Origin of the sequence: Simiaoa sp. (assembly GCF_051972595.1) — a bacterium.
Lineage (GTDB): Bacteria > Bacillota > Clostridia > Lachnospirales > Lachnospiraceae > Acetatifactor > Acetatifactor hominis.
Window position 1 is genome coordinate 86808 of sequence record NZ_JBOKRY010000008.1, and the last position, 23706, is coordinate 110513.

Below are 23706 nucleotides of genomic sequence, written 5' to 3' on the forward strand. Positions count from 1 at the left end.
ATGAAGTTACAAAAATTTGAAAATGTGGACGTTATTGCTTCCCTTGAAGCCATAATGAAACAGAACACCGCTTTTTATCAGAGCGATTTTGACATAGACAAACAGATTTTGCGGAAAGCGGCGGTAAGCCTTATCCCGGAGGACAAACGGCTTTTGTGGTTTTCCCGCCCGTCCGGGACGTGCTGCTTCCGGGAACGGGACGTTTTTCTAAAGGACACAAGGCAGCATAATACATGGCGGTTTTACGGGGAACAGACCCGCGATACTATCCTTGCCTATGCGGTGGAACTGACAGGCACAGAGCAGGAAAAAATCAAGGGCAATCTTTATGAACTGGATTATTTGCAGCATTTCCGGGAAGTAATCGAAAAATCAATCCCTGCCGACAACTACACGCTGATTTATGAGCATGGGGAGCTGACAAAGCCTGCCGGACAATATTTTGACGGGGACACTGACCCGCAACTTGGAAAGTTTATACGTTTTGAAGCACAGCCAAACGACCCGGAAGCCTTAAAAAGCCTTTTGAGGGAACAGCAGAAAAAACGAACACCGCATACGCAGAGGGATTTTCAGTTACATATCGCCGCCCTGCATGATAGACAGATTGAAACAGAAGCCCGCCGGATTGTGGAAAATGTAAAAGGGCTTGGAGAACCGGACAGCCCCGAAAAGACCCATTGTGCGGTAGAACTTTCTCCCTACTTTGTTCCACTGGCAACGGATAAGGATATGGAACGGCTGCTTTCCATGCTCCCTTACAAAAGCCTTTCCTTATCTACGTTGGAGGGCAGGCATGGCGTTTATGCGCTGATAGATAAAAGCGAGAGGAAGAAAGAGATGAAACAGTCCCCTCCCTCTGTCCGGGCGCAGTTACAAACAGAAAAATCCCCAAAAGTCCCGAAAAAGACAGCAAAATCAAAACATCACGAATTGGAGGTATGAGCATGATTAGACTGACCGTTGAAGAAATGAACCTGTTGAGTATTTACCATGAGGGAAGCAAAGCACAGCTTATGGAAAATATGACGGCTGCGCTGCCGTTCATGGACGAGGATATGCGCCCCTTTGCAGAACGCACCTTACAGAAAATTTCCCCGCTAACAGAAAACGAGTATGCGGAGCTTGCCATTTTCGCCGCTGATGAAGTATGACCGGGGGTAAGCGGCTTACGCCGCCACAGAGCCGAAAAGTCAACAGCCTTGTAAAAAAGGAGTGCTGCAACTGCGAGCGCGGACACTGTATCTTACTGGACGACGGGGAGGAATGTGTCTGCCCGCAGCTCATTTCCTGTTCGCTTTTATGCAAGTGGTTTCAAATTGCCGTACTTCCTCTTGATAAGCTACTGTATGCAGAGCTTTTCAAGACAGAGGACAAAAAGCGTTGTACCGAGTGCGGCACGTTCTTTGTATCAAAATCGAACAGCGTCAAATACTGCCCGGACTGCCGGAAGCGGATTACCCGCAGACAGGCAGCCGAGCGCATGAGGAAACGGCGTGCGGCGGTTACGCGATAAGGGCAAAAAAAGCCTTGATTTACAGGGCATAAATGACGTGAAACTGGCATAGGCGATACAGAATACCTTTTCCCTTAAAATGGGGGTTCTACTGCGTAACATTTTAAAATCAGTACCTATATAAAAGAACAGGGTGCGGGAGGTCATTACTGGCTTCCTGCGCCCTGTTCTTTTTGTGTCTGACTGTCTTTATCCTGCATTTCCGGCTTCGGCTGTAATTCTTTTTCTATCCGGTTCCGGTAATGGGTTTTCCTGCGGTAAAAATATTTTGTTACTTCCTGTTCCGGCAGCCATATCCCCGCAGCTTCTATCCGTTCCATAACAGCGGCAACGATTTCCCGGTTGTTGTACTTATGCGGCTCCTGTCCCTTTTCTATCCAAAGACGGCGGTATTCCTCATAAAGCCATGTACTGATAGTTTCTTTCTGCCGTTGCTTCAAATGCCGGAACTGCTTATCTGTCCGCAGCAGCTTCCCGTCTACCTTTTTATGATTTTTTGTCCCGATTTCTTTTTTCCTCTCTTTCCATTTCTTCAAGGGGAAACTGGGGGAGGGCTTCTATCAGCTTCATTGTGATATACTGGCGCATATCTTCATCAATTTCCAGTTTGAATGTTCCGTCCGGCTGACGTTTCTTTACAGTTGCCTGCCTGTCGATTTCGTCCTTGTAGCACATAAGCACCTTTTCCACCGCCCATGTTTCTCCGGTAACGGCGGCGCTTATGGTTTCATAATCGGGTATCGTTTGGTCTGCCATGTTTTCACGCTCCTGTCTATATTGGAATACCTTTATCCTACCACGCTTTTATAGATATTTCTACTGTAAGCGTTCGGTTTCCCTGCCCCGTTCCGGTTCTTTTTCCAGTCTTAAAATACTGTCTATGTTCTGTTTGATAACGTCGTATTCCTTGACCTGTTTTTTCAGCTTGCCATAATCAGTGTAAAGGGCTTCTTTCTGCGCTTGGAGCTTCCCGTATTCTTCCTGCATGGCGGCAAGATTGGGGAGCTTGGTAACGCCCGCCGCTTTCAATGCCTTTGCCGCCGCTTCATGGAGTATCAGACTGCTTTCCTGCTTTGCCCGGTATGTGTCCTTATCCTTTGCCCTGCGGTATGCTTCATAGACGGTTTTTGTTTTTTGGTAGGTGGTAACGTGCTTCATCAGCACCGCCATGTCTGCAAGACGTTTCTCCACGCTCTTTAATGCGTCTGCTGTCTTTTCATTTTCCGCATTTATTTCTTCAATCCGGCTGACTAAATCCGCGTACTGCTCAATCTTGTGTTCTGTCAAGAAATTCATAGTTTTTGCAGCCAGTTTCAGATTATGGATTTTCGCCCACTGTTCATAGCCCCGGCTCTCTTGTGCCTTGATACTACTTTCAATGTCGATAAGCAGCGATACGCCGCGCTGCTCTTTGGGAGCTTTCGCTGCCTTTGTGCGCTTGCCTGCAATCCGTTCTTTGATTGCTTCCTCTGTATAATCTGCACCGAGGGTTTTTAAGCGGGTAAAGCGTTCCTGTCCGGGAGCGCGGCAGGAGATATATTTTCCCGGCTTTATCTCATAGCCCGCCGCCTGTAACCGCTGCAATAATTCTTCAAAACTTGCTACTTGGGGGATAAGTGTATCAACGGCAATTTTTAGCTTGCCTTTCCAACTTGTTCCCGTCTTTTCCGCTTGATATTCTGCATAGCTTTTTCCCTTACTGCCTTTACCCGGAATGACAACGGACAGCCCGTTTTCCCTGCACAGCTTATCACTTATGTTCCGTATGCCGTAGTAACTGCGCTTATTGGAATTGTACTTATGGTAGTCAACAAAGTTGACCGCACAAAAAATGATATGGTTATGGATATGCCCTTTGTCTATGTGGGTAGTCAAGACGTATTCATGCTGTCCCTTTGTTACCGCGTCGGCAAGCTGTTTTCCGATTGTGTGGGCTTTCTCACAGTCCACCTCTCCCGGTTCAAACGATTGTATCAGATGAAAGGCTAAGTTGTTCCCTTTCTGCCGAGCCTGCGACAAAGTATATTCAAACTCAATATCTGCCGTTTCATAGCTGCACCCAAAGGAGGACACAAGCGTTTTCCCGTCTGTCTTATCCGGGTTTTGGATATAATCAAGGGCTTTGCTCAACGTGCTTTTAATAGGCTTAATCTTTGTAACCGCCATATCTCTGCAAGCACCCCCTTTATTTCCTCTATGTCCTCTTGGTAGACGCTGCCTGTCGCATTGACACGCTTTGCAATCTGATTGACGTTGACCCCGATTTTCTGTATCTCCGCTGTCATGGCTTTTATGTCGCTATGGTCTGTCTGAATGATATACCCGTCAATGGCAATCTTGCGAAGATACGCCGCCATATTTTGGGTAGGGACGAGCTTCATTTTCTGTTCAATCAATGCCCGTTCTTCCTCTGTTACATAGAATTTGATTTGTACTTTTCTTTTGCGTCCGTTCATGCAATCGTTCCTTTCCATTCCGAGGGTTTGGGACACTTCCCAACAAGCAATTTTTAACCGACGCACCGCAGGGCGGGAGGGCGAAAATACGGAAAAGGGTACTCTTTTCCTATGCTTGCTAAGAAAGTTTTTTATCTTTTATGTCCTTATTTCCCTCTACGGAGAAAAAACCATTTTGCCGAACTTATGCAAAAGAAAAACGCTGCAATCTCAAAAAAGATTACAACGCTTCCGAAAATCCATATTCAATTTTGCCGGACGTTTCTATTTGTCCTCTTTTTCGACTTCTGAAATTTCCTTTGCGGTTGCTGTTACAATCCGTATGCCGTTATCGCTCATATCATCAAGCAGAGCGTCGAGCTGCCGCCGCTTTGTATCTTTTCCGACGGGCGTATCTAAAAGAAACTGGTCTACGGATATATTGTAACGGAGCATAAGCTCAAAAAAGATTTGCAGACTGGGGTGCTGTCCTTTATTCTCAATATTCGCAAGGTAGCGAGGGGAAATATACATTTCATCACTTACCTGTTTGCGGCTTTCCTTGCGTCCTGTCCGCGCAGCTTTTATCGCTTCTCCAAAGGCTTTGAAGTCATATTTTTCTACTGGTCTTTTTGCCATATTTATTCACCCAGTTACATTTTACTGTTCCCCTTTCTTCTTGGATATGTCTATACAGTTCCACTAATTAGCCATAATAATTCATATTTATATACTTGCTATTATTCGTATGTCCGACTATAATTATACTGATATGATTTGTAGAAAGGACTTGGGTGTTATGGAATATATGTCTTGCCCCGAAGCAGCGAAGAAATGGGGAATTTCTGAAAGGCGGGTACAGGTACTTTGCAGAGAAAACCGCATACCGGGTGTTTCAAAACTTGGATATATGTGGCTGATACCAAAGGACGCTGAAAAACCGATTGACGGGAGAACAAAACGAGGAAAGGAGCTGCACCATGAATAAAGTTTTGATTATTGATGATGATAAAGAGCTTTGCGCTCTTATGAAAAAGTGCATAGAGCAGGAAAAATTATCAGCCGTAACTGTATATAACGGTATTGAGGGGGTTCGTCTAATTGATGAAAATAAAGATAGCTATTCCCTTATTATTTTGGACGTAATGCTGCCGGATATAGACGGGTTTCAGATTCTCCAAAAAATTAGAGATACAAGCAATATCCCGGTGCTTATGCTTACTGCAAAAAGCAGCGAAGAAGATAAGGTTTTCGGTCTGCGACTGGGAGCAGACGACTACTTGACAAAGCCATTTGGTATTAACGAGCTTTTGGCGCGTGTCAATTCCCTTATCCGGCGATATACCACCTTAAACCCCTTTACGGCAGACATAGACAGCATATCGTTGAAAGATATGGTAATTGACAAATTAAATCGTACAGTTACGGTCAAAGATATTCCCGTTTTGCTTACAGGAAAAGAATTTGATTTACTTCTCTTTCTTGCTTCCAACAAAGGACGAGTATTTACCAAAAAACAAATTTATTCACAGGTATGGGAGGAAGAATACGCTTTTGATGATAGCAATATTATGTCTTTTATTAGCAAATTAAGGAAAAAGATTGAGCCAGACCCCGACCACCCCTTTTACATTTTAACTGTCCGGGGTGTCGGCTACCGTTTTAACAAGGAGGCGTAACATGGATATAAATGTTTATCTTTTCATAGTGATAGCCCTTATGCTGCTTATTATTATGTATCTCCTTTTTGTCTTACGGCGTGTGCGGACACAGCTTGCGCTGATAAAAGACGCCTTAGAGGATATAAAGGGCGGGAATTTGAACCGACGTATTTTAGCAGGCGAAAACGATATGACAAAAACAATTTGCTATGACATTAACAAAATAGCAGTAAACAGTCAGGCGCAGCTTATACGGCAAAGACAATCTGAACAGGCATATAAACGGCTGATGACAAGTCTTTCACATGATGTAAAGACCCCGCTTGCTTCTCTTGTAGGTTATCTGGAAGCGGTTGAAAACAAAATTGTTATTGGAGAGGAAAAGGACGAATATATCCATGTCGCACATGAAAAAGCCCACTATATGAAATCCTTTGTGGAAAATTTGTTTGAATGGGTAAAACTGGATTCCGGAGAGCAGATTTTTCATTTTGAAAAATTTGACCTTAACGAGTTATCCCGCAACATTATAGCGGATTGGATTCCCGTCTTAGAAAGCAATCATTTTGAATATGAGTTTGTCATACCCGAAACAGAGTATTTTATTCACATAGATGTAAACGCATATACCCGCGTACTTAACAATCTTTTTCAAAATATTATTATCCATAGTGCGGGAGATAAAATGGCACTGCATATTTGTGAAGATATACAACAAGCTAAAATTATAATTTCAGATAATGGAAAAGGAATAGCTCCCGATAAGCTGCCACATATTTTTGAAAGAATGTACCAGTGCGACCAGTCGCGGTCTGCAAAGGGAAATGGTTTAGGACTGGCGATTGCTAAAGAGCTTATCAGTGTTCACAAAGGAACCATTACCGCTGAAAACAGCTCTGATAAAGGGACTGTATTTACTATATTGCTTCCCAAAGCCCTGTAAATAATGCGGGGCTTTCCTGCTATAAAACAAGAAAAAAGCAAGGTTTCGGCAAGGTTATGGCAAGGTTGATACTATATAATGGGAGGTAGAAAGGAGGAAAAGACAATGACTATCATTTCTACTGAAATGCTGAAATGGAAACGCAATAAGACAGTCTTAGGTATCTTTATTCTAACTGCAATTTTAGGAATATTCGCAGTTGAACGTGCTTTCAGTATATCAAGAAGTAGCTCACTAATGAATAGTTTTAGTGATTTATACACATTGGCATTTAAGAACCTTACAAGTTTGTTTCTGCCTATTGTGTTGAGTATGTTTGCAACCACATTGTTCTTTGATGAACAGAAAAATGATACCTTAAAAGGACTTCTGATTATTCCGATTTCCAAAACGCAACTTTATTTTTCAAAGATAGCAGTGGTAATTTTTATGTCATTAGCACTATGTCTGCTTACTTTTGCAATCTGTATTCTTGGCGGCTTTCTTGCAGGCGGCTTTACAGATTTGAATACGGAAACAATTTTACAGGCGGGATTATTATTTTTAGCCGGTGGCGTGTTAGTTCCACTTGCAATGCTCCCCGTTATTTTTTTAGCAACATTGGCAAAGGGATATGTTCTACCGATTGGGGCTGCATTACTTTATCTTGTGCCTGTCGTGCTTATTCCGTCGGGGATTATGGGACTGCACCCACTGGCGAGTGTTATGGGAATTTATCCCTATATTTCATCTGACGCAGCAGAAATGGTTAAGAAATGGGCGGGAGGAATAGAAATAACTATATCTCCGAATATCTGTTTAATTTCTCTTTTGGTAATTGGAAGTATTTCAGCCATTGTTTCCGTACTTGCATTGCGGAAACAGACCTATTGAAAGTGAGGATATATGATGAATAAATATGTAATTGAAACAAAACAACTGACAAAAACTTATGGAGAGCAAACGGTAGTCAATTCTGTTAATATCCATGTGAAACAAGGACAGATATATGGGCTGTTGGGGCGTAATGGGGCGGGTAAAACCACAATTATGAAAATGATTTTGGGGTTGACCAATATTACTTCCGGCGAAGTAGACGTATTCGGTCAAAATATCAAAGGGAGGGAAAAAAGAGTATATCCCCGGATTGGTGCTATTATTGAAACACCCGGCTTTTATCCGAATTTAACAGGTACGGAAAACTTGGAGATATTTGCAAAACTGCGCGGTACTGCTGCGCCAAATGCAGTAAAAAACGCCTTGGAGATTGTCGGTCTGCCTTATCGGGACAAAAAATTGTTTAGCAAGTATTCTCTTGGAATGAAGCAGCGTCTTGGAATAGCAAATGCTATTTTACATGACCCTGAACTGCTAATCTTAGATGAACCCACAAACGGTCTTGACCCGATAGGCATTGCAGAAGTAAGGGACTTTATTAAGACTTTAAGTATCGAGCGCGGAAAAACAATTCTTATTTCCAGTCATATTCTGTCCGAAATTGCACTACTGGCTGATGACATCGGCATTATTGACCATGGTGTACTACTGGAAGAAAACAGCATGAATGAGCTACAAAAGAAAAACAGTAAGTATATACTTCTGCAAGTTTCTGATATACCGAAAACTTCTCTTGTTTTGGAAAGGCAGTTTGGGGTTACCGAATATTCCGTACAGGACGAACACACCCTGCGGATTTATGACACTTCGTTGGATATGGCTGCTGTCAATAAAGCTCTTGTGGTACAGGATATAGCTGTTATCAGTTCTCAGCTATGCAATGATACATTAGAGGACTATTTCAAAAAAATCACAGGAGGAGAAGGAATTGCTTAGGCTGATACAGGCAGAGTTTCTTAAACTGCGTCGAAAAAAATTTATTGTGTTAATGCTGTTATCCGCTCTTTTCATGCCACTTCTTGCAGTTTTTTATTTCAGAAGTGCTGATAAAACAGTTATTGAACCATTACAATTTTATAAGTGGACTACATTCAGCTATACAGCTTGGATTATACTTCCTGTTGTATTGGGTTTGGTTTCTACTATGCTCATGTATGACGAAAATCAAAACGATATGCTCAAACAGTTGTGGATTATACCGATTAGCAAGACAGGATATTTTTTTAGCAAATTTATTGTTGTACTGTCTTATTCCGTTTGTTTTATGTTGCTTACAGCCATAGCGTCTGTATTTTTCGGTATGCTTCCCGGTTATATAACCTTTGAATGGAATAGTATCAGTTATCTATTTAAGAAATGTATTGAAATCGCCATACTTACCGCATTTTCCATATTACCACTTTTAGCGGTTGCAGCTGCCGGGAAGAACTATATACTCCCTGTATGTGTGACACTGGTTTACACCTTTCTTAGCTTTATTTTGCTTATGGTTAATATGTACCTACACCCTCTATCCAGTGCAACAGCAATTATCATGCGAGATATTCCCGGTGTTATTTTGGCACAGGAAGTCAATATTCCGGCTGCACTTTTTTGTATCGGTATATGGACTATTGTTTCTATCGTATTTGCGTACATTTCCTTAAAGCATAGAAAGTGAGTGATTGAATGATGAAAGAATTGATTTGGGCAGAACATCAAAAACTCCGACGTTCAAAAATTGTGTTGGTCGCCATATTCGCAGTTATTATGGTTGCAATTATTGTTTTTACTCAAGGGCAGTTTTCTTTTGGGGAAAAACGCTATATAGATGACGCAGGGTGGTTTATGAACGCAGCACAGTCTTTAGCAACTTTTTTTGTTCTTCCTGCGGTTATTGCACTTTTGGGGAGCTATATGATTTGTCGTGAGGAACAAGAAGATACTATTAAATCATTACGTTTAATTCCTATAAGTGAAGCTAAAATGACGATTGCAAAATTACTTATTACTTTTGCATTTAGCGTACTCTTTTATTTGCTGCTTTTCGGCATTACATTTTTAGTTGAAGTTATTTTACATTTTAGGGGCTTGTCTATCAAAATGATTTTAAGTTTTTTCAAAATCTATTTACTTGACGGCATTGGGATTTTCTTTGCTATTGCACCTGTTATTGCGGTTGTATCAAGAATAAAGAAAGGCTATTGGCTTGCTTTGATTTTTACAGTAATTTATTCTTTTGCAGGATTATTCACAAGTATATCCGATGTTCTTTCGGCTTGCTATCCTATTACTGCTACATTCAATATTTCCGGCTATTATTCTGCCACCTTTGGAGAAATCATTATTAGCCTTATGAGTTTGTTCTTTTGTGGATTGTTTTCTGTCTTGATTTTAATATCTAAAAAAACAATCAAAAATAAGTAATGATACAACCAACATCTGCCGGACGACGGCAAAGAAAAAAAGCCGTCGCAGAGCAGCCATATTTTCACGCGCCTATTCTATTTCGGCGGCTTTGATTTTCAGAGCCGCCGTTTCTTTTTGTCTGTACGACGACCCTTAACCATGTAGACATGGCGGCTTTAGGAGGTAGCCGCCATGAGTTATAAACTACAACAACAAATTCTTACATTCTTTGATTTATCAAAAAAAGCCCGACCGCCACCGGGGATATTCCTACCCTTAGATATGAACTATTAAATCATCTAAATACTTTTTATTATTCCTATGCGCCTGTCCGCGTTTTTTTGCGGACGGGCGCATTTTGTATGCTTAAAAAAATTTTTGAAAAAATTTCCGAAAATATTTGGCATTTTTTCAAAGCTCCGTATTACCCCGCGAAAAGGGGGAAGCACCACCAACTTTCAACGAGAAAGGAGGTGAGAATGTGGAACCTAATAGCAGGGAGTTTTATAAGCAATGTTCTTTTCAGAAGTATTGCAATGCGGTATTGCACAATGAAGCGTGCGACGCTCATAGAGAGCTTCGTACACATAAGGCAAAGGAAGTAACCTTTTCCGACATGACCTTAGATGAAGCGCGACAGCTACATACCTTTGATGAATATTTCAAACGGGAAACTGCTGAAACCGTCTTTGAAAAAGCCGGAAAGAAAATCACGCCGAAGTTGCTTCTTGAAGCAATCCGTACTTTGCCGGAAGAAAAGCGCAAAGCCATATTGCTGTATTATTTCGAGGGAATGAGCGATACAGAAATTGCAGAGTTGCTCAATACACCGAGAAGTACAATACAGTACAGACGGACAAGCTCTTTTGAACAATTAAGAAAATATTTGGAGGAAAATGCTGATGAATGGGACGAATGGTAATCAACCCGGCTACCCTGAAAATGCCCTTGTTCCTTATCCTGTCATTGTGGCAGCGACAAAGGGCGACCCGGACGCTATGAAAATGGTCTTGCAGCATTTCAGCGGTTATATAGCCCGTTTATCCATGCGAAAGTTATATGACGAGCGTGGAAATGTTTATTTTGGTATAGACAACGACATTCGGGAACGGCTGCAAGCCAAACTGATGATGGCTGTCCTCAATTTTAGAACAGAGAAATAACCGCAATCGGCGGTGGAACGTCTTTACTCCCCCTTTTCCGTTCCGCTGCTGACGCGGCAGCACAGCCATTTTGAACCTTGACAAAGAAAGCGACGCAAGAGAACGGCGACGCAGCATAAGGCAAATCGGATACGTTCCTTTTGTGCCGAGCCATGCGGTGGGTACGCCATGACCTTTTTCTTAACCGAAAAGCGAGCGAGAAATACCACACCGTAAAGTAGGGATAGCACCCTGCGGGCGATAACGCACAGAATATATAATGATACTTCCTTACAGCCATAGTCCGAGCGTTAGAAGCGTCGCAGGCAATGGGTAGGGCTTCGGCAGACCGCCGGAGGGGTGCAACTCCCATGAGGTTACGCTAATAGCCGTCCGATTAAAGCCTATGTCACAGATTGATTTTTGACCCGTTAAGAAAGGGGGACGACAAATTGAACAATAACGACGTGCCGATTTGGGAAAAGTACACGCTTACCATAGAAGAAGCAGCAAAATATTTCCGTATCGGAGAAAGCAAGCTGCGGAAACTGGCAGAAGAAAATCCCGTCCCGGACTGGGTAATGATGAACGGAAACCGTATTCAGATTAAGCGTAAGCAGTTTGAAAAAATGATTGATACGGTGGACGCAATCTGATAGTGAAATCGAGCCTTGAATGTGGTACAATGTAGTCAAGCATATCAAGGCTCTTTCCATTATGGAAAGGAGCATAACGATGTCGGAAAAAAGACGGGATAATAAAAATCGTATTCTCCGAACCGGAGAGAGCCAGAGAAAAGACGGAAGATATGCCTACAAATATATAGATACCTTTGGGAAACCGCAGTTTGTTTATTCTTGGAAGTTAGTGCCTACGGACAAAACCCCGGCAGGAAAGCGCGACGATATAGCGTTGAGGGAAAAAGAGAAAGAAATCCAAAAAGACCTTGACGACGGTATCGACCATATCGGAAAGAAAATGACGGTCTGCCAACTCTACGCAAAGCAGATACGCCACCGGGCAAATGTGCGGCATGGTACAAAGCAGGGGCGAAAACAGCTCATGCGGATTTTGCAGGAGGATAAACTTGGAGCCTGTCGGATTGAAAATGTGAAGCTCTCCGACGCAAAGGAATGGGCGTTACGCATGAAAGAAAAAGGTTACGGCTTCAAGACTATTAACAACCACAAGCGTTCCTTAAAGGCTGCCTTTTACACAGCCATACAGGACGATTGTATTCGTAAAAATCCATTTGACTTCCAGTTGAACACCGTCCTTGAAGATGATACGGAACCAAAGGAACCTCTATCCCCTACGCAGGAAGCGGCTTTTCTGTCCTTTGTGCAGCATGATAAAGTCTATCAGAAATACTACGACGAGATTATCATACTGTTAGGGACAGGGCTTCGCATTTCGGAACTCTGCGGACTGACGGAAGCTGACATTGACTTAGACAAACAGCTTATCAATGTAGACCACCAACTTTTGAAAATTGCAGACGTGGGCTACTATGTGGAAACACCTAAGACGAAAAGCGGCAACCGGGTTATTCCTATGAGTGAAAAAGTGTTGGAAGCATTTCAGCGGGTGCTGAACAAACGGAAATATGCACAGCCTATTATTTTAGAGGGCTACACAAAATTTCTGTTCCTTAACCGGAACGGCTTGCCAAAAGTGGCGGTCAACTATGAAAGTATGTTCCGAGGACTTGTGAGGAAATACAACAAAACGCAAAAGGTAGCATTGCCAAAAGTAATGACACCGCACACCTTACGCCACACATTCTGCACCACGTTAGCAAATGCGGGAATGAACCCCAAAGCATTGCAGTACATCATGGGACATTCCAACATCAATATGACGCTGAACTATTACGCGCATACGACTTCCGAAACGTCGATAACAGAAATGAAGCGGCTAATTGCATAAGTAGTAAACGGAGAATTTACTACTCCACATACTACTTTTGAACATCAAAACATACGGGGATATAAGAAGATTTGAGAGTATCTTCCATAACAAAAAATGCCGGAAAAGCCTGTAACAATAGGCTATACCGGCATATAAGAACTTTTGAAAAGATAATCAAAAATTACTTTGTGATTTTATCAAAAATACAGGGGGATTTTTATGGCTACTATTAAAGAAATTGCAGCTCTTGCCGGAGTGTCCCGCGGCACCGTGGACCGTGTCTTAAATGACCGCGGCGCAGTAAACCCGGAGACTGCTGAGAAGATCAGAAAAATAGCAAAAGAACTGGACTATAAGCCCAACCGTGCCGGTCTGGTCCTGGCTGCCCAGAAAAAGAGATTGAAGTTAGGCGTCATTCTGTTTTCCACCGGGAATCCCTTTTTCCAGGATGTATTGGCAGGAATCGATGAAAAAGCGGAAGAGCTGGCAAATTACAACTGCACTGTAATTACAAAACAGATCTCCTTCGGTGTGGAGGCGCAGCTGCAGACAATCGACGAGCTACTGGCGGAAGAGGTAAACGGCATCGCCATGACTCCTTATAATGACGACCGGATCCGCAACCGTATCAATGCGTTATATGAACAAGGCATCCCCGTAGTCACGCTGAATACAGACATTGAAAATTCCAGACGCCTCGCTTATGTGGGCAGCAATTATACCCGCAGTGGTGCCACTGCCGCCGGACTTTTACAGCTGATGACTTCCGGTATGGTAAACATTGGTATCGTCACCGGTTCCTCCAAGATCCTCTGTCATACGGAGCGTATTGCCGGATTTCTTAAAACCTTAGCCCCTTACCGCAACCGGATCCACGTGGTAGACACGGTGGAGATCCACGATGACGAAGTAGAAAGCTACGAGAAGACCACCGCACTGTTGTCAGAACACCCCGAGATCAATGCGCTGTTTTTTGCTGCCGGCGGTGTCTACGGCGGTTGCCGCAGTGTGGAAGCCCTGGAGAGAAAAGATTCCGTCCGGATCATTGCTTTCGATCTGGTTCCTACCACGAGACAGATGTTGGAAAATGACACCATTGCCGCTACTATCTGCCAACAGCCAAAAATCCAGGGCAGCAAACCCCTTTCCCTGCTGTTCGCCTATCTGACCACCGGAGAAACTCCGGAGAAAGAATACAATTATACCGCGGTGGATATCCGGATCAAAGAAAATCTCTAAAACTTTCTTAAGATTCTTCCGACACCCTTGTCATTCACAACATATAGTATTATAATATAGATATTATCTACGAAATGTTGTTTGAGGGGTACTAAAGCGGGGGAGTCTTTCATCGATGAACATATCTGATCTGAAGAGAAATGCATATATGTTGCGGGGTTCTGATGCAAAACGTGGTTATATGCGCTGGTGGCATTCTTTCCAGGGCGTTTGTCCTACGACACAGGAGACCCGCACTTTTTTTGTGGAATACAGTATTTTAAATCCGGCACTTGGCGCTGCACAACCGATTTTAGGACAACATCCTTATTACAGACGGCACGGCATGAAGCCCTCCTATCTCTGCGTGAAAGCAGGCGTTTTCCCGAAGGACGGTGACGGTGGACTGCAATTGCAGTCCTACTATCCCATGACTGCTCTGCAGGTAGCGCAGGATCCTTTTTATATGCAGATTGAGGACTGCATCTTAAGTGAAAATCGCATCAGTGGTGCCATCGAGATCTCCGAGGATACCGCAAGGCATCGCTCTCTGATGACCGATGCCGGCAGTTTCGTGTGGAATCTGGAAATGCACAAGGCGGTAGCCTGCCATACCGGATATATTGCCAACGCGTTTTTCACGGCGATTCATGCACTGGAAAGCTACTGGCACGGTGAGGGAATCCGGACCTTTTTCCGCGGTACTGTTATTTTAAACGGTGTCACCTATGATATTACACCGGAGACTTCCTACGGTTATGCGGATAAGCATTGGGGACGCAGCTACAATCAGCCATGGCTGCAGTTCGCTTCCGGTCATCTGATCAGCGAACGAAACGGTCGTGAGCTGAAGCATTCCGCTCTCGCCATCGACGGCTGTTGTCCGAAATTTTTATTTTTCCCCATGCGTCGGAGAATTCTGATGCAGCTGACTTATACCGGAGAAGATTTTGAATATCACTTTGGCAAACCGCTTACGCTGCCCCGTTGCAAGTGGAAAGTCAAAGAGACCAACAAACGCTTCATCTGGCACTTCAAAGCCCAGAACCTAACTTCCGTCATCCGAATCTCCGGAAGCTGCAGTAAGGAGCAGATGATGCCCCTGCTCTATGAAAATCCGGATGGGAAAGTCTCTCCCGCTCCTCTGTGGGAGGGCGGCACTGCTGTCGGAACCATTGAATTGTATCGAAGAGTCGGCGGTTCTCTGGAGTTAATCGACAGACTGCAATTCGAAAATGGATTGTGCGCTTATCAGAGATCCTGATTTTAACAAACAAAAAGCTGCTGTCTCAGATTTTTCTTGAGACAACAGCTTTTTATTATTATTCTGTTCAGATGACTTCTTCCGGCTCGTCCAAAGCCTTCTCATAGCTCTCCAGGATCACTCTCTGCAAATTTTCTCTGGTAGAAGAATTGATGGGATGTGCAATATCCCTGTATTCTCCATCCGTTGCCTTCTTGCTCGGCATTGCAATGAACAATCCCTTTTCCCCTTCGATCACCTTGATATCATGTACAACAAATTCATCATCCAGCGTAATAGATACGACGGCTTTCATCTTGCCTTCCTTGGTAATCTTCCGAACACGTACATCTGTAATCTGCATTGGCTAACCCCCTTGGTGTTGTTATCATGATCCTTACACATTTTTCCGCCCTGCGGGCTCTCAAAATGCTAAAGATATCCGGATCACTTAAATGACATACCTTTCATTACGTTCCACTACGATCTTGACTTCGCCTTCTCCCACAAAGTACGAATTTGCACGGATCGTGTCACGACTCTCTACAATACAGTTTTCAATATGCGTGTTATCTCCAATATATACATCGTTGAGGATAATGGAATTCTTGATCACACAATTATTACCGATATAACTCTTCTTGAAGATAACGGAATTCTCTACCACACCGTTAATGATACATCCGCTGGATACCAGGCTGTTGCGCACCTGGGAACCGGGATTGTATTTTGCGGGGGGCAGATCGTCTACCTTGGAATATACATCCGGATACTGTTTGAAGAAGTAATTTCTCACATTTGCTTTCAGGAAATCCATGTTGGTACTGTAATAATCGTCTACCGATGCAATATTTCTCCAGTAATCCTTGATCTTATATCCGTAGATTCTCTTCAGATCCTTATAGCGGATCAGAATATCTCTTACAAAATCATAACGGTCTTCCTCAGCACACTTCTCAATCATCTCAATCAGCAGTCTGCGTCGAACCACATAGATACCGCAGGAGATGGTGTTGGTCTTAGCCTGTAAAGGCTTCTCCTCGAACTCCTCGATACGGCTCTCCTCGTTCATACGGATCGTACCGAAACGTTCTACGTTCGTACCGGCTTCCATCTCACGACAGACTACGGTAATATCTGCCTTTTTCTCAATGTGATATTCCAGTACCTTATTGTAATCCATCTTGTATACACAGTCACCGGAAGCGATGACTACATAAGGCTCATGGCTGTTCTTCAGGAAGCTCAGATTCTGATAAATAGCGTCTGCAGTTCCTCTGTACCAGTTGCTGTTCTCTGCTGTCACAGCAGGAGTAAATACATATAAACCTCCCTGCTTACGTCCGAAATCCCACCACTTGGAGGAATTCAGATGTTCGTTCAGACTTCTCGCATTGTACTGGGTAAATACTGCCACCTTCTGAATATGAGAGTTGGTCATATTACTCAGTGTAAAGTCAATACTGCGGTAGCTTCCGGCAATAGGCATCGCACATATTGCTCGCTTCTGGGAAAGTTCCCGCATCCTGTGATTGTTACCGCCTGCTAAAATAATTCCAATCGCTCTCACTGCTATTCACCTGCCTTAATTAATGTTTTGCCGCTTGCGAGCTGGGAATCCTCATAATCTGCAGCAGCTGTCACTCCGGATATCACTGAGTTTTTGCCTACGCTGATACCGTCAGGAATCACGCTCTTCTCACCGATGGTTACAAGTCCGTGGTTATAAATATGAGGTGCGGTATCGTTCTCTGCTTCTTCACCGACACCTAATTTTACCTGATTACCCACCACAACATTTTCTGCAATAATTGCTTTATTGATCTCACAGTCATCACCGATCTGTGTCTGATTCATGATAATGGAATCGCGGATCACGGTTCCCTTACCGATCGTTACGCCACAGCCAATGACGGAATTATATACTTCTCCATAGACATCGGAGCCTTCACCGATGATACTTCTCTCTACCACACTGTCCGCAGCGATGTAATCAGGGGGCTGGATCTCGCTCTTGGTATAGATCTTCCAGTACTCCTCATACAGGTTGAACTCGGGCACAATGTCAATCAGCTCCATGTTAGCTTCCCAATAGGAGTTTAAGGTGCCTACGTCCTTCCAGTATCCGGTGAACTCATACGCATACAACGGAGATCCCTTCTCGTGGCAGTAAGGAATGACATGCTTACCGAAGTCCAGTGCCGGCTGGTCTGCCATAGCGATCAGAGCCTCTTTCAATGTCTTCCAGTTAAATATGTAAATACCCATACTTGCAAGATTGCTTCTGGGATGTTCCGGCTTCTCCTCAAACTCGGTGATCCGATGATTCTCATCTGCGATCATGATACCGAAACGGCTTGCCTCCTCCATGGGAACCGGCATTACCGCAATGGTAACTTCCGCGTTGTTGGCCTTATGGAAGTCCAGCATGACTTCGTAGTCCATTTTATAAATATGATCTCCGGAAAGGATCAGCACATACTCCGGATTGTAGCTCTCCATATACTCCAGATTCTGATAGATCGCATTCGCAGTACCGGTATACCATTCGCTGTTGGTACTCTTTTCATATGGAGGAAGTACGGTAACTCCTCCGATATTACGATCCAGATCCCAGGGAATACCGATTCCGATATGGGTATTCAGTCTGAGGGGCTGGTACTGTGTCAGCACGCCTACCGTATCCACTCCCGAATTAATACAATTAGAAAGGGGAAAATCGATAATGCGATACTTGCCTCCGAATGCAACGGCAGGTTTTGCGACCTTGGATGTCAGAACACCAAGACGGCTTCCCTGTCCTCCAGCCAATAGCATGGCTATCATTTCTTTCTTAATCATATCCTCACCTCTATCTAGCCTTCCACCTGTTGTAATAAATAGTCGCTCGCGGCTATTATCCGATGTATCCATCTGTCTCGAAAAAGCGTTCGCTCTTTCCTTCGGATGTGATAATCCGATTATAACACATTGACATGGGAAAGTGAATATTTATTACTTGATTTTTTTGTCTTTTTACGATTTTTATATTCATTTTTTACATAATTATCTTCTCTTTCGCGTTCTTTTTGTAAATTTCTACCAGTACATTAAAAATTAGATTCCAAAAAATTGTGAACTTACACATTTTTTCAAAATCGTACCTACGGATTGTTTTTTTCCGCTCCTATGTATATAATGTTAATAAGCAATGCAACTACACTATATTAAGGAAGTGTCAATATGTATCAGATAGACTTTAATCACCCCTCATCCATTTATTTTGTAGGTATCGGTGGTATCAGCATGAGCGGTCTCGCAGAGATCCTTAAGGATGCCGGTTTCCGTGTATCCGGCTCCGATCGTTCCAAGAGCCCCCTTACCGAAACACTGGAGAGAAAGGGGATCAATGTATTTTATGGACAACGTGCCGGGAATATTACCGATGATATCGACTGTGTTGTATTTACCAGTGCGATCCATAAGGATAATCCCGAATATATCGCCACGATGGAAAAAGGCATCCCGTATCTGACCAGAGCCCAGCTCTTAGGTGAGATCATGCAGAATTACAAAACTCCCATCGCTATCAGCGGTACCCATGGCAAGACCACCACGACATCCATGGTCAGTGAGATCCTGCTGCACGCCGGCACAGATCCCACTCTGTCCATCGGTGGAATGTTAAAAAGTATCGGCGGCAATATCCGCGTAGGCAGTACCGATCTGTTCGTTACAGAAGCCTGCGAATATACCAACAGTTTTTTAAGTTTTTTCCCCAAGGTTGGTATGATCTTAAATATTGAGGAGGATCATCTGGACTTTTTCAAGGATATTAACGATATCCGAAATTCTTTCCATAAGTTTGCAAAGCTCCTGCCCGCAGACGGCTGCCTGATCATCAACGGTGCCATTGACAAACTGCAGGAGATCACAGGGGATCTTGACTGCCGTGTGATCACTTTTAATAAGGAAGCAGTCAATAGTGACGGTTCTGCCGCAGACTATTATCCTTCGGATATTGCTTATGATGAGTTGGGGCATCCTTCCTTTACACTTCATTGTCATGGGGAGGAATCCGGCAGGTTTGCCCTGCAGGTTCCCGGAGAACACAATGTCTGCAACGCGGTAGCTTCCATTGCATTAGCCGATCTGTTGTCGATCGACCGTGGAATTACCGCTTCCGCACTTCACGGCTTCACGGGCACAGACCGCAGATTTGAATACAAGGGAAACATCGGTGGTGTCACCATTATCGATGACTACGCGCATCATCCCACAGAGATTGCCGCCACCCTGCATGCCGCAGCCAATTACCCTCACAAGACCCTCTGGTGCGTCTTCCAGCCCCATACCTACACCAGGACCAAAGCATTTATGAAAGATTTCGCAAAAGCCTTAAGTCTGGCAGACAAGGTCGTCCTGGCAGATATCTATGCCGCCCGCGAGACCGACACCCTTGGAATCAGTTCCGAGACCCTTCAGACAGAGATCCGGGCACTGGGTCATGAATGCTACTATTTTCCTTCTTTTGATGAAATTGAAAACTTTTTATTAGAAAACTGCATAAACGGTGACCTGTTGATAACTATGGGTGCCGGAGATGTAGTAAAAATCGGTGAAAACCTGCTTGGCAAATAGTTATCCACATTATCCACAGAGATGGTTGGGGATTATCCCTTCTTTCCCTGTGGATATTTTATTGTTTCTCTGTGGATAATTCTGTGTCGAATTTTGACGCATATTTGCCGATATATAAGGTTTTTCCGATACACCGTCTGTATGTATCCACAATATCCACCGTTTCCACATTTTGCTTTGTGTGTCCGCAAGCCCAGTGTTTACAAGGTTTTCCGGCAAATTGACTATTTCTTTTTCACAGGTCTTATGCTATACTTGGTCTTACTTTGAAAAAGGAACGATTTGTGAAATTTGTGAAAGAAGGTATTGTGTGTTATGGCACGAATAGCGCTCTATAAGGATAATTATGCAGATTCGACGGTAGTGTCTAATCTGTTTATTGATGAATATATGAAGGATGCCAACGACGCACAGCTGAAGGTTTATTTCTATCTGCTGCGCATGCTGAATGCGGATCAGGCTATCAGTGTGTCCGGAATTGCGGACAAGTTCAACCACACGGAAAAGGATGTAATCCGTGCATTGAAGTATTGGGAGAATCAGCAGATTCTGGATCTGGATTTCGATGAGAATAAGGCTCTGGTAGGTATCCATCTCCGTGATCTGAGTGCCCAGGCCACTCCTGCCTCCCAGCACAATGTACTGTTAACTTCCGGTCCCGTACAGGCACAGAATACAGCAGGGAACTCCGTAATCAGTGCTGCTGTCGCACAGCCCGTGCAGACTGCACCGCAGGAGACAACTCCTGTCTATACCAAGCCAGCCTATTCCCTGGATCAGTTGCGGGAATTTAAAGAGAGAGAAGAAACTTCCCAACTTTTGTTCATCGCAGAAGCATATATCGGTAAGCCTCTGACTCCCTCCGAGATCAAAACGATTCTGTTCTTCACAGATGTGCTGCATTTTTCGGATGATCTGATCGATTATCTGCTGCAGTACTGTGTAGAACGTGGGAAGAAAGATTTCAAATACATAGAAAAAGTTGCTGTCAACTGGGCAGAGGAAGGCATTACCACGCCGAAGCAGGCGCAAAAATTCTCTACCCGTTACGATAAAAGTGTCTATTCCATCATGAACAGCTTAGGACGCAGTACTGCTCCCACAGCAAAGGAACTGGAATTCATCAATCGCTGGACCAGAGAGTACGGCTTCAGTACAGATATTATATTGGAAGCCTGCGAGCGCAGTTCTCTTGCTACGGACAGGCATCGTTTCGAGTATGCCGAAGGTATTTTAAGCAGCTGGAAGAACGCAGGAATCCATCACAAGGCGGATATCCAACAGGCGGATGCCACTTACCAGAAGAAAAAGGCCACAAAGCCTGCTCCTGCCGCATCCTCTAACCGTTTCACACAATTTGCCCAGAACAGTTATGACTTTGCCGCTCTGGAAAAAGAGATCTTAAGTAATTAACCGAAATATTTGCAGGTAAAGGGGAGCATGTCGTGTCACTGACTAACGCACAATACAATTCCATTATGAAAGACTATGAACAGACCAGGGACCGCAATCGTCACCTGACGGAACAGCGCCGCCGGGAGGTCTATACAAAGCTTCCGGAATACGGCAGACTGGACGAATCTGTTGGAGAACTCTCCGTAGCCCAGGCAAAGCTTTTATTAAACGGCGATGATGAAGCGCTTACCAGGCTACGCCTTTCTCTGAAGGACATTTCCCGCCGGAAAAAGGAATTGCTCGTCTCGGCCGGTTATCCCGTCGATTATTTAGAACCGGTCTACACCTGCCCGGACTGTAAGGATACCGGTTATATCGAAAGTGACAATGGTCTTCGCAAAAAATGTCATTGTTTTCATCAGCAGGAACTGGATATTCTCTATGAACAGTCTCATATCCGGGATATGATCGCTTCCGAGAATTTTTCCAACCTGTCTTACGAATATTATCAGGGAGAAGATCTGTCGCATTTCCGAAAATGCGTCGATGTCTGTCACAATTTTGTACAAAACTTCAAACAAGACTACCACAATTTATTCTTTTATGGTACAGTAGGTACTGGCAAAAGCTTTTTGTCGGGATGCATCGCCAGTGAATTGCTGCAGAGCGGGCATTCCGTGATCTATTTCAGTGCTTCCGGGTTATTTGATACCCTTGCGCGTTATACTTTTGACGCCAGGGCAAAGGAAGCCCTCTCCGGATTCTACGAGGATATCTACAACTGTGATCTGCTGATCATTGATGACCTCGGTACGGAGATGACCAATACTTTTGTGGCATCCCAGCTGTTCTCCTGTCTGAACGAGAGACATCTGCGCCAAAAAGCTACCATCATCTCCACGAACTTAAGTCTGGAGGAATTGCGCGACCGATATTCCGACCGGGTATTTTCCCGCATTACCAGTCATTACGATCTGTGTAAGCTCACCGGTCCCGATATCCGTATGTGCAAAAAGCGTATGCAGAATGCATCTGACAATTAATCATTTTATTGTAACCGAACAGTATACAGAATCAGAAAGTGAGGATTACCCCAATGGCGAATCGTGAAGAAAAAAGAAATCTGGAGACCATCCCCGTCGGCTCTCTGGGCATTATTTCCCTGCCCGGCTGTAAGCCCTTAGGAGAAAAGGTAGACCAGTATCTTGTAAAATGGAGAGTTGAGAGAGAAAGCGAGCATAAAGAATCTCTGGCATTTGCAGGTTATCAGAGAGATTCCTATCTGCTGGATGCAAAGGTGCCCCGTTTCGGTTCCGGCGAAGCAAAAGGTCAGATCTTAGAATCCGTCCGCGGTACCGATCTCTACCTGTTAGTAGATGTACTGAACTACTCCATGACTTATTCCCTGTGCGGTAATGAGAATCATATGTCTCCCGATGATCACTATCAGGATCTGAAGCGTATCATCGCAGCTGTCGGTGGTAAGGCCCGTCGTATCACAGTCATCATGCCTTTCCTGTACGAGAGCCGTCAGCACAAGAGAACTTCCCGTGAGTCTCTGGACTGTGCACTGGCACTGCAGGAGCTGGTAAGCATGGGTGTAGACAACATCATCACTTTCGATGCTCACGATCCTCGTGTACAGAATGCAATTCCTCTGCACGGTTTCGAAACTGTACAGCCTGCATACCAATTTATCAAAGGTCTGCTCCGCAATGTGAAGGATCTGCAGTTAGATTCCAACCATATGATGGTCATCAGCCCGGATGAAGGCGGTATGGGACGTGCTATTTATGTGGCCAACGTTTTAGGTCTGGATATGGGTATGTTCTATAAGAGAAGAGATTACACCCGCATTGTCAACGGTCGTAACCCTATCGTAGCTCATGAGTTCCTGGGCACCAGCGTAGAGGGCAAGGATATGATCATCATTGATGATATGATCTCCTCCGGCGAAAGCATGCTGGAAGTAGCCGCTGCTCTGAAGGAGCGCAAGGCAAATAAGATCTTCGTCTTCTCCACCTTTGGTCTCTTCACCAACGGTCTGGACAAGTTCGACAAGGCTTATGAAAACGGCATCATCGATAAGGTACTGACCACCAACCTGATCTACCAGACTCCGGAACTGCTCCAGAGAGAATGGTACATCAACTGCGATATGAGTAAGTACATCGCTTACATCATTGATACTTTGAACCACGATTCTTCCATCAGCGATCTGCTGAATCCGAATGAGAGAATTCAGAATATCGTTGCAAAATATAAGAAGGGTGAGCTGTAAAGCTCACCCCTTTTATTTTAACTTGAGAGTTAATTAAGAAATGCTATCGAATCCCCGTAGCCCGCATTGGGGCTAAG

Annotated in this window: 28 protein-coding genes; 20 read left to right on the forward strand and 8 right to left on the reverse strand. The window is 44.1% G+C overall.

Going from position 1 to position 23706, the window contains the following annotated elements; all coding sequences use genetic code 11:
• From ACTRDR_RS04970 to ACTRDR_RS04980, 3 genes are read left to right on the forward strand one after another with little or no spacing between them, the layout of a single operon-like run.
• Positions 1-945 (forward strand): hypothetical protein, encoded by a 945-nt coding sequence (locus ACTRDR_RS04970; protein WP_117767613.1) that lies wholly within the window; start codon positions 1-3, stop codon positions 943-945.
• Positions 942-1154 carry a transposon-transfer assisting family protein gene (locus ACTRDR_RS04975; RefSeq protein WP_005933795.1) on the forward strand — a complete coding sequence of 71 codons (213 nt, stop codon included), beginning with the start codon at positions 942-944 and terminating at the stop codon, positions 1152-1154. Before ACTRDR_RS04970 ends, ACTRDR_RS04975 begins: the two co-directional genes overlap by 4 nt.
• Positions 1151-1516 (forward strand): cysteine-rich VLP domain-containing protein, encoded by a 366-nt coding sequence (locus tag ACTRDR_RS04980; RefSeq protein WP_005933796.1) that lies wholly within the window; start codon positions 1151-1153, stop codon positions 1514-1516. The genes ACTRDR_RS04975 and ACTRDR_RS04980 overlap by 4 nt, the downstream gene beginning before the upstream one ends.
• A gap of 146 nt (positions 1517-1662) precedes the next feature.
• Here ACTRDR_RS04980 and ACTRDR_RS04985 read toward each other — a convergent pair whose 3' ends face one another.
• From ACTRDR_RS04985 to ACTRDR_RS05005, 5 genes are all read right to left on the reverse strand, one after another.
• A complete protein-coding gene (locus ACTRDR_RS04985; RefSeq protein ID WP_025579757.1) occupies positions 1663-1956 on the reverse strand; it encodes a hypothetical protein in 294 nt (97 codons plus the stop codon).
• 46 nt (positions 1957-2002) lie between these two features.
• Positions 2003-2272, reverse strand: a complete 270-nt coding sequence (locus ACTRDR_RS04990; RefSeq protein WP_015529202.1) for a helix-turn-helix domain-containing protein — start codon at positions 2270-2272, stop codon at positions 2003-2005.
• 60 nt (positions 2273-2332) lie between these two features.
• A complete protein-coding gene (locus tag ACTRDR_RS04995) occupies positions 2333-3682 on the reverse strand; it encodes a relaxase/mobilization nuclease domain-containing protein (protein WP_117626625.1) in 1350 nt (449 codons plus the stop codon).
• On the reverse strand, positions 3643-3972 hold the full coding sequence (locus tag ACTRDR_RS05000) for a plasmid mobilization protein (RefSeq protein WP_015529200.1): 330 nt from the start codon (positions 3970-3972) through the stop codon (positions 3643-3645). Before ACTRDR_RS05000 ends, ACTRDR_RS04995 begins: the two co-directional genes overlap by 40 nt.
• Positions 3973-4236: 264 nt before the next feature.
• On the reverse strand, positions 4237-4590 hold the full coding sequence (locus ACTRDR_RS05005; protein ID WP_005933802.1) for a helix-turn-helix domain-containing protein: 354 nt from the start codon (positions 4588-4590) through the stop codon (positions 4237-4239).
• 160 nt (positions 4591-4750) lie between these two features.
• Between ACTRDR_RS05005 and ACTRDR_RS05010 the strand changes: the two genes are divergently transcribed.
• The 13 genes from ACTRDR_RS05010 (at position 4751) to ACTRDR_RS05070 (ending at position 15354) form a co-directional block, all read left to right on the forward strand.
• Entirely contained in the window at positions 4751-4939 is a 189-nt protein-coding gene (locus tag ACTRDR_RS05010) for a helix-turn-helix domain-containing protein (RefSeq protein WP_025578756.1), read from the forward strand.
• On the forward strand, positions 4932-5630 hold the full coding sequence (locus ACTRDR_RS05015; protein WP_005933804.1) for a response regulator transcription factor: 699 nt from the start codon (positions 4932-4934) through the stop codon (positions 5628-5630). The genes ACTRDR_RS05010 and ACTRDR_RS05015 overlap by 8 nt, the downstream gene beginning before the upstream one ends.
• 1 nt (position 5631) lies before the next feature.
• Complete coding sequence (locus ACTRDR_RS05020; protein WP_005933807.1) at positions 5632-6555, forward strand: sensor histidine kinase; 924 nt, start codon at positions 5632-5634, stop codon at positions 6553-6555.
• Positions 6556-6660: 105 nt separating this feature from the next.
• Positions 6661-7428, forward strand: coding sequence for an ABC transporter permease (locus tag ACTRDR_RS05025; RefSeq protein ID WP_021421428.1), 768 nt, complete (start codon positions 6661-6663; stop codon positions 7426-7428).
• A gap of 15 nt (positions 7429-7443) precedes the next feature.
• Positions 7444-8367 (forward strand): ABC transporter ATP-binding protein, encoded by a 924-nt coding sequence (locus tag ACTRDR_RS05030; protein ID WP_440526383.1) that lies wholly within the window; start codon positions 7444-7446, stop codon positions 8365-8367.
• Entirely contained in the window at positions 8360-9091 is a 732-nt protein-coding gene (locus ACTRDR_RS05035; RefSeq protein ID WP_021421426.1) for an ABC transporter permease, read from the forward strand. Before ACTRDR_RS05030 ends, ACTRDR_RS05035 begins: the two co-directional genes overlap by 8 nt.
• An 8-nt stretch (positions 9092-9099) precedes the next feature.
• Positions 9100-9837: an ABC transporter permease gene (locus ACTRDR_RS05040; protein WP_005933814.1), complete on the forward strand. Its 738-nt coding sequence runs from the start codon at positions 9100-9102 to the stop codon at positions 9835-9837.
• A 463-nt stretch (positions 9838-10300) separates the two neighbouring features.
• Positions 10301-10741: an RNA polymerase sigma factor gene (locus tag ACTRDR_RS05045; RefSeq protein ID WP_021421424.1), complete on the forward strand. Its 441-nt coding sequence runs from the start codon at positions 10301-10303 to the stop codon at positions 10739-10741.
• Positions 10722-10982: a helix-turn-helix domain-containing protein gene (locus tag ACTRDR_RS05050; protein WP_005933821.1), complete on the forward strand. Its 261-nt coding sequence runs from the start codon at positions 10722-10724 to the stop codon at positions 10980-10982. Before ACTRDR_RS05045 ends, ACTRDR_RS05050 begins: the two co-directional genes overlap by 20 nt.
• 431 nt (positions 10983-11413) lie before the next feature.
• Complete coding sequence (locus ACTRDR_RS05055; RefSeq protein WP_009905235.1) at positions 11414-11617, forward strand: excisionase; 204 nt, start codon at positions 11414-11416, stop codon at positions 11615-11617.
• 79 nt (positions 11618-11696) lie between these two features.
• Positions 11697-12890, forward strand: coding sequence for a site-specific integrase (locus ACTRDR_RS05060; RefSeq protein ID WP_055152828.1), 1194 nt, complete (start codon positions 11697-11699; stop codon positions 12888-12890).
• Positions 12891-13091: 201 nt separating this feature from the next.
• Positions 13092-14111, forward strand: a complete 1020-nt coding sequence (locus tag ACTRDR_RS05065) for a substrate-binding domain-containing protein (RefSeq protein ID WP_176862489.1) — start codon at positions 13092-13094, stop codon at positions 14109-14111.
• 115 nt (positions 14112-14226) lie between these two features.
• Entirely contained in the window at positions 14227-15354 is a 1128-nt protein-coding gene (locus tag ACTRDR_RS05070) for a tocopherol cyclase family protein (protein ID WP_440526374.1), read from the forward strand.
• Between the two features lie 67 nt (positions 15355-15421).
• On the opposite strand, the gene spoVG is transcribed toward ACTRDR_RS05070, so the two are convergent.
• The 3 genes from spoVG to ACTRDR_RS05085 all read right to left on the reverse strand — a co-directional run bounded on the left by spoVG (position 15422) and on the right by ACTRDR_RS05085 (position 18174).
• On the reverse strand, positions 15422-15697 hold the full coding sequence (gene spoVG, locus ACTRDR_RS05075; protein WP_176862493.1) for a septation regulator SpoVG: 276 nt from the start codon (positions 15695-15697) through the stop codon (positions 15422-15424).
• A gap of 87 nt (positions 15698-15784) precedes the next feature.
• Positions 15785-16903 carry a glucose-1-phosphate adenylyltransferase subunit GlgD gene (gene glgD, locus ACTRDR_RS05080; RefSeq protein WP_440526375.1) on the reverse strand — a complete coding sequence of 373 codons (1119 nt, stop codon included), beginning with the start codon at positions 16901-16903 and terminating at the stop codon, positions 15785-15787.
• Positions 16904-16905: 2 nt separating this feature from the next.
• Positions 16906-18174 (reverse strand): glucose-1-phosphate adenylyltransferase, encoded by a 1269-nt coding sequence (locus tag ACTRDR_RS05085; protein WP_440526376.1) that lies wholly within the window; start codon positions 18172-18174, stop codon positions 16906-16908.
• 381 nt (positions 18175-18555) lie between these two features.
• Here ACTRDR_RS05085 and murC point away from each other — a divergent pair, with 381 nt between their 5' ends.
• From murC to ACTRDR_RS05105, 4 genes are all read left to right on the forward strand, one after another.
• Positions 18556-19953: a UDP-N-acetylmuramate--L-alanine ligase gene (gene murC / locus ACTRDR_RS05090; RefSeq protein WP_440526377.1), complete on the forward strand. Its 1398-nt coding sequence runs from the start codon at positions 18556-18558 to the stop codon at positions 19951-19953.
• Positions 19954-20268: 315 nt separating this feature from the next.
• Positions 20269-21366: a DnaD domain protein gene (locus ACTRDR_RS05095; protein WP_440526378.1), complete on the forward strand. Its 1098-nt coding sequence runs from the start codon at positions 20269-20271 to the stop codon at positions 21364-21366.
• A 32-nt stretch (positions 21367-21398) separates the two neighbouring features.
• Entirely contained in the window at positions 21399-22391 is a 993-nt protein-coding gene (locus tag ACTRDR_RS05100) for an ATP-binding protein (protein WP_440526379.1), read from the forward strand.
• Positions 22392-22444: 53 nt separating this feature from the next.
• Positions 22445-23629, forward strand: a complete 1185-nt coding sequence (locus ACTRDR_RS05105) for a ribose-phosphate pyrophosphokinase (RefSeq protein ID WP_440526380.1) — start codon at positions 22445-22447, stop codon at positions 23627-23629.
• Positions 23630-23706 lie beyond the last annotated feature (77 nt).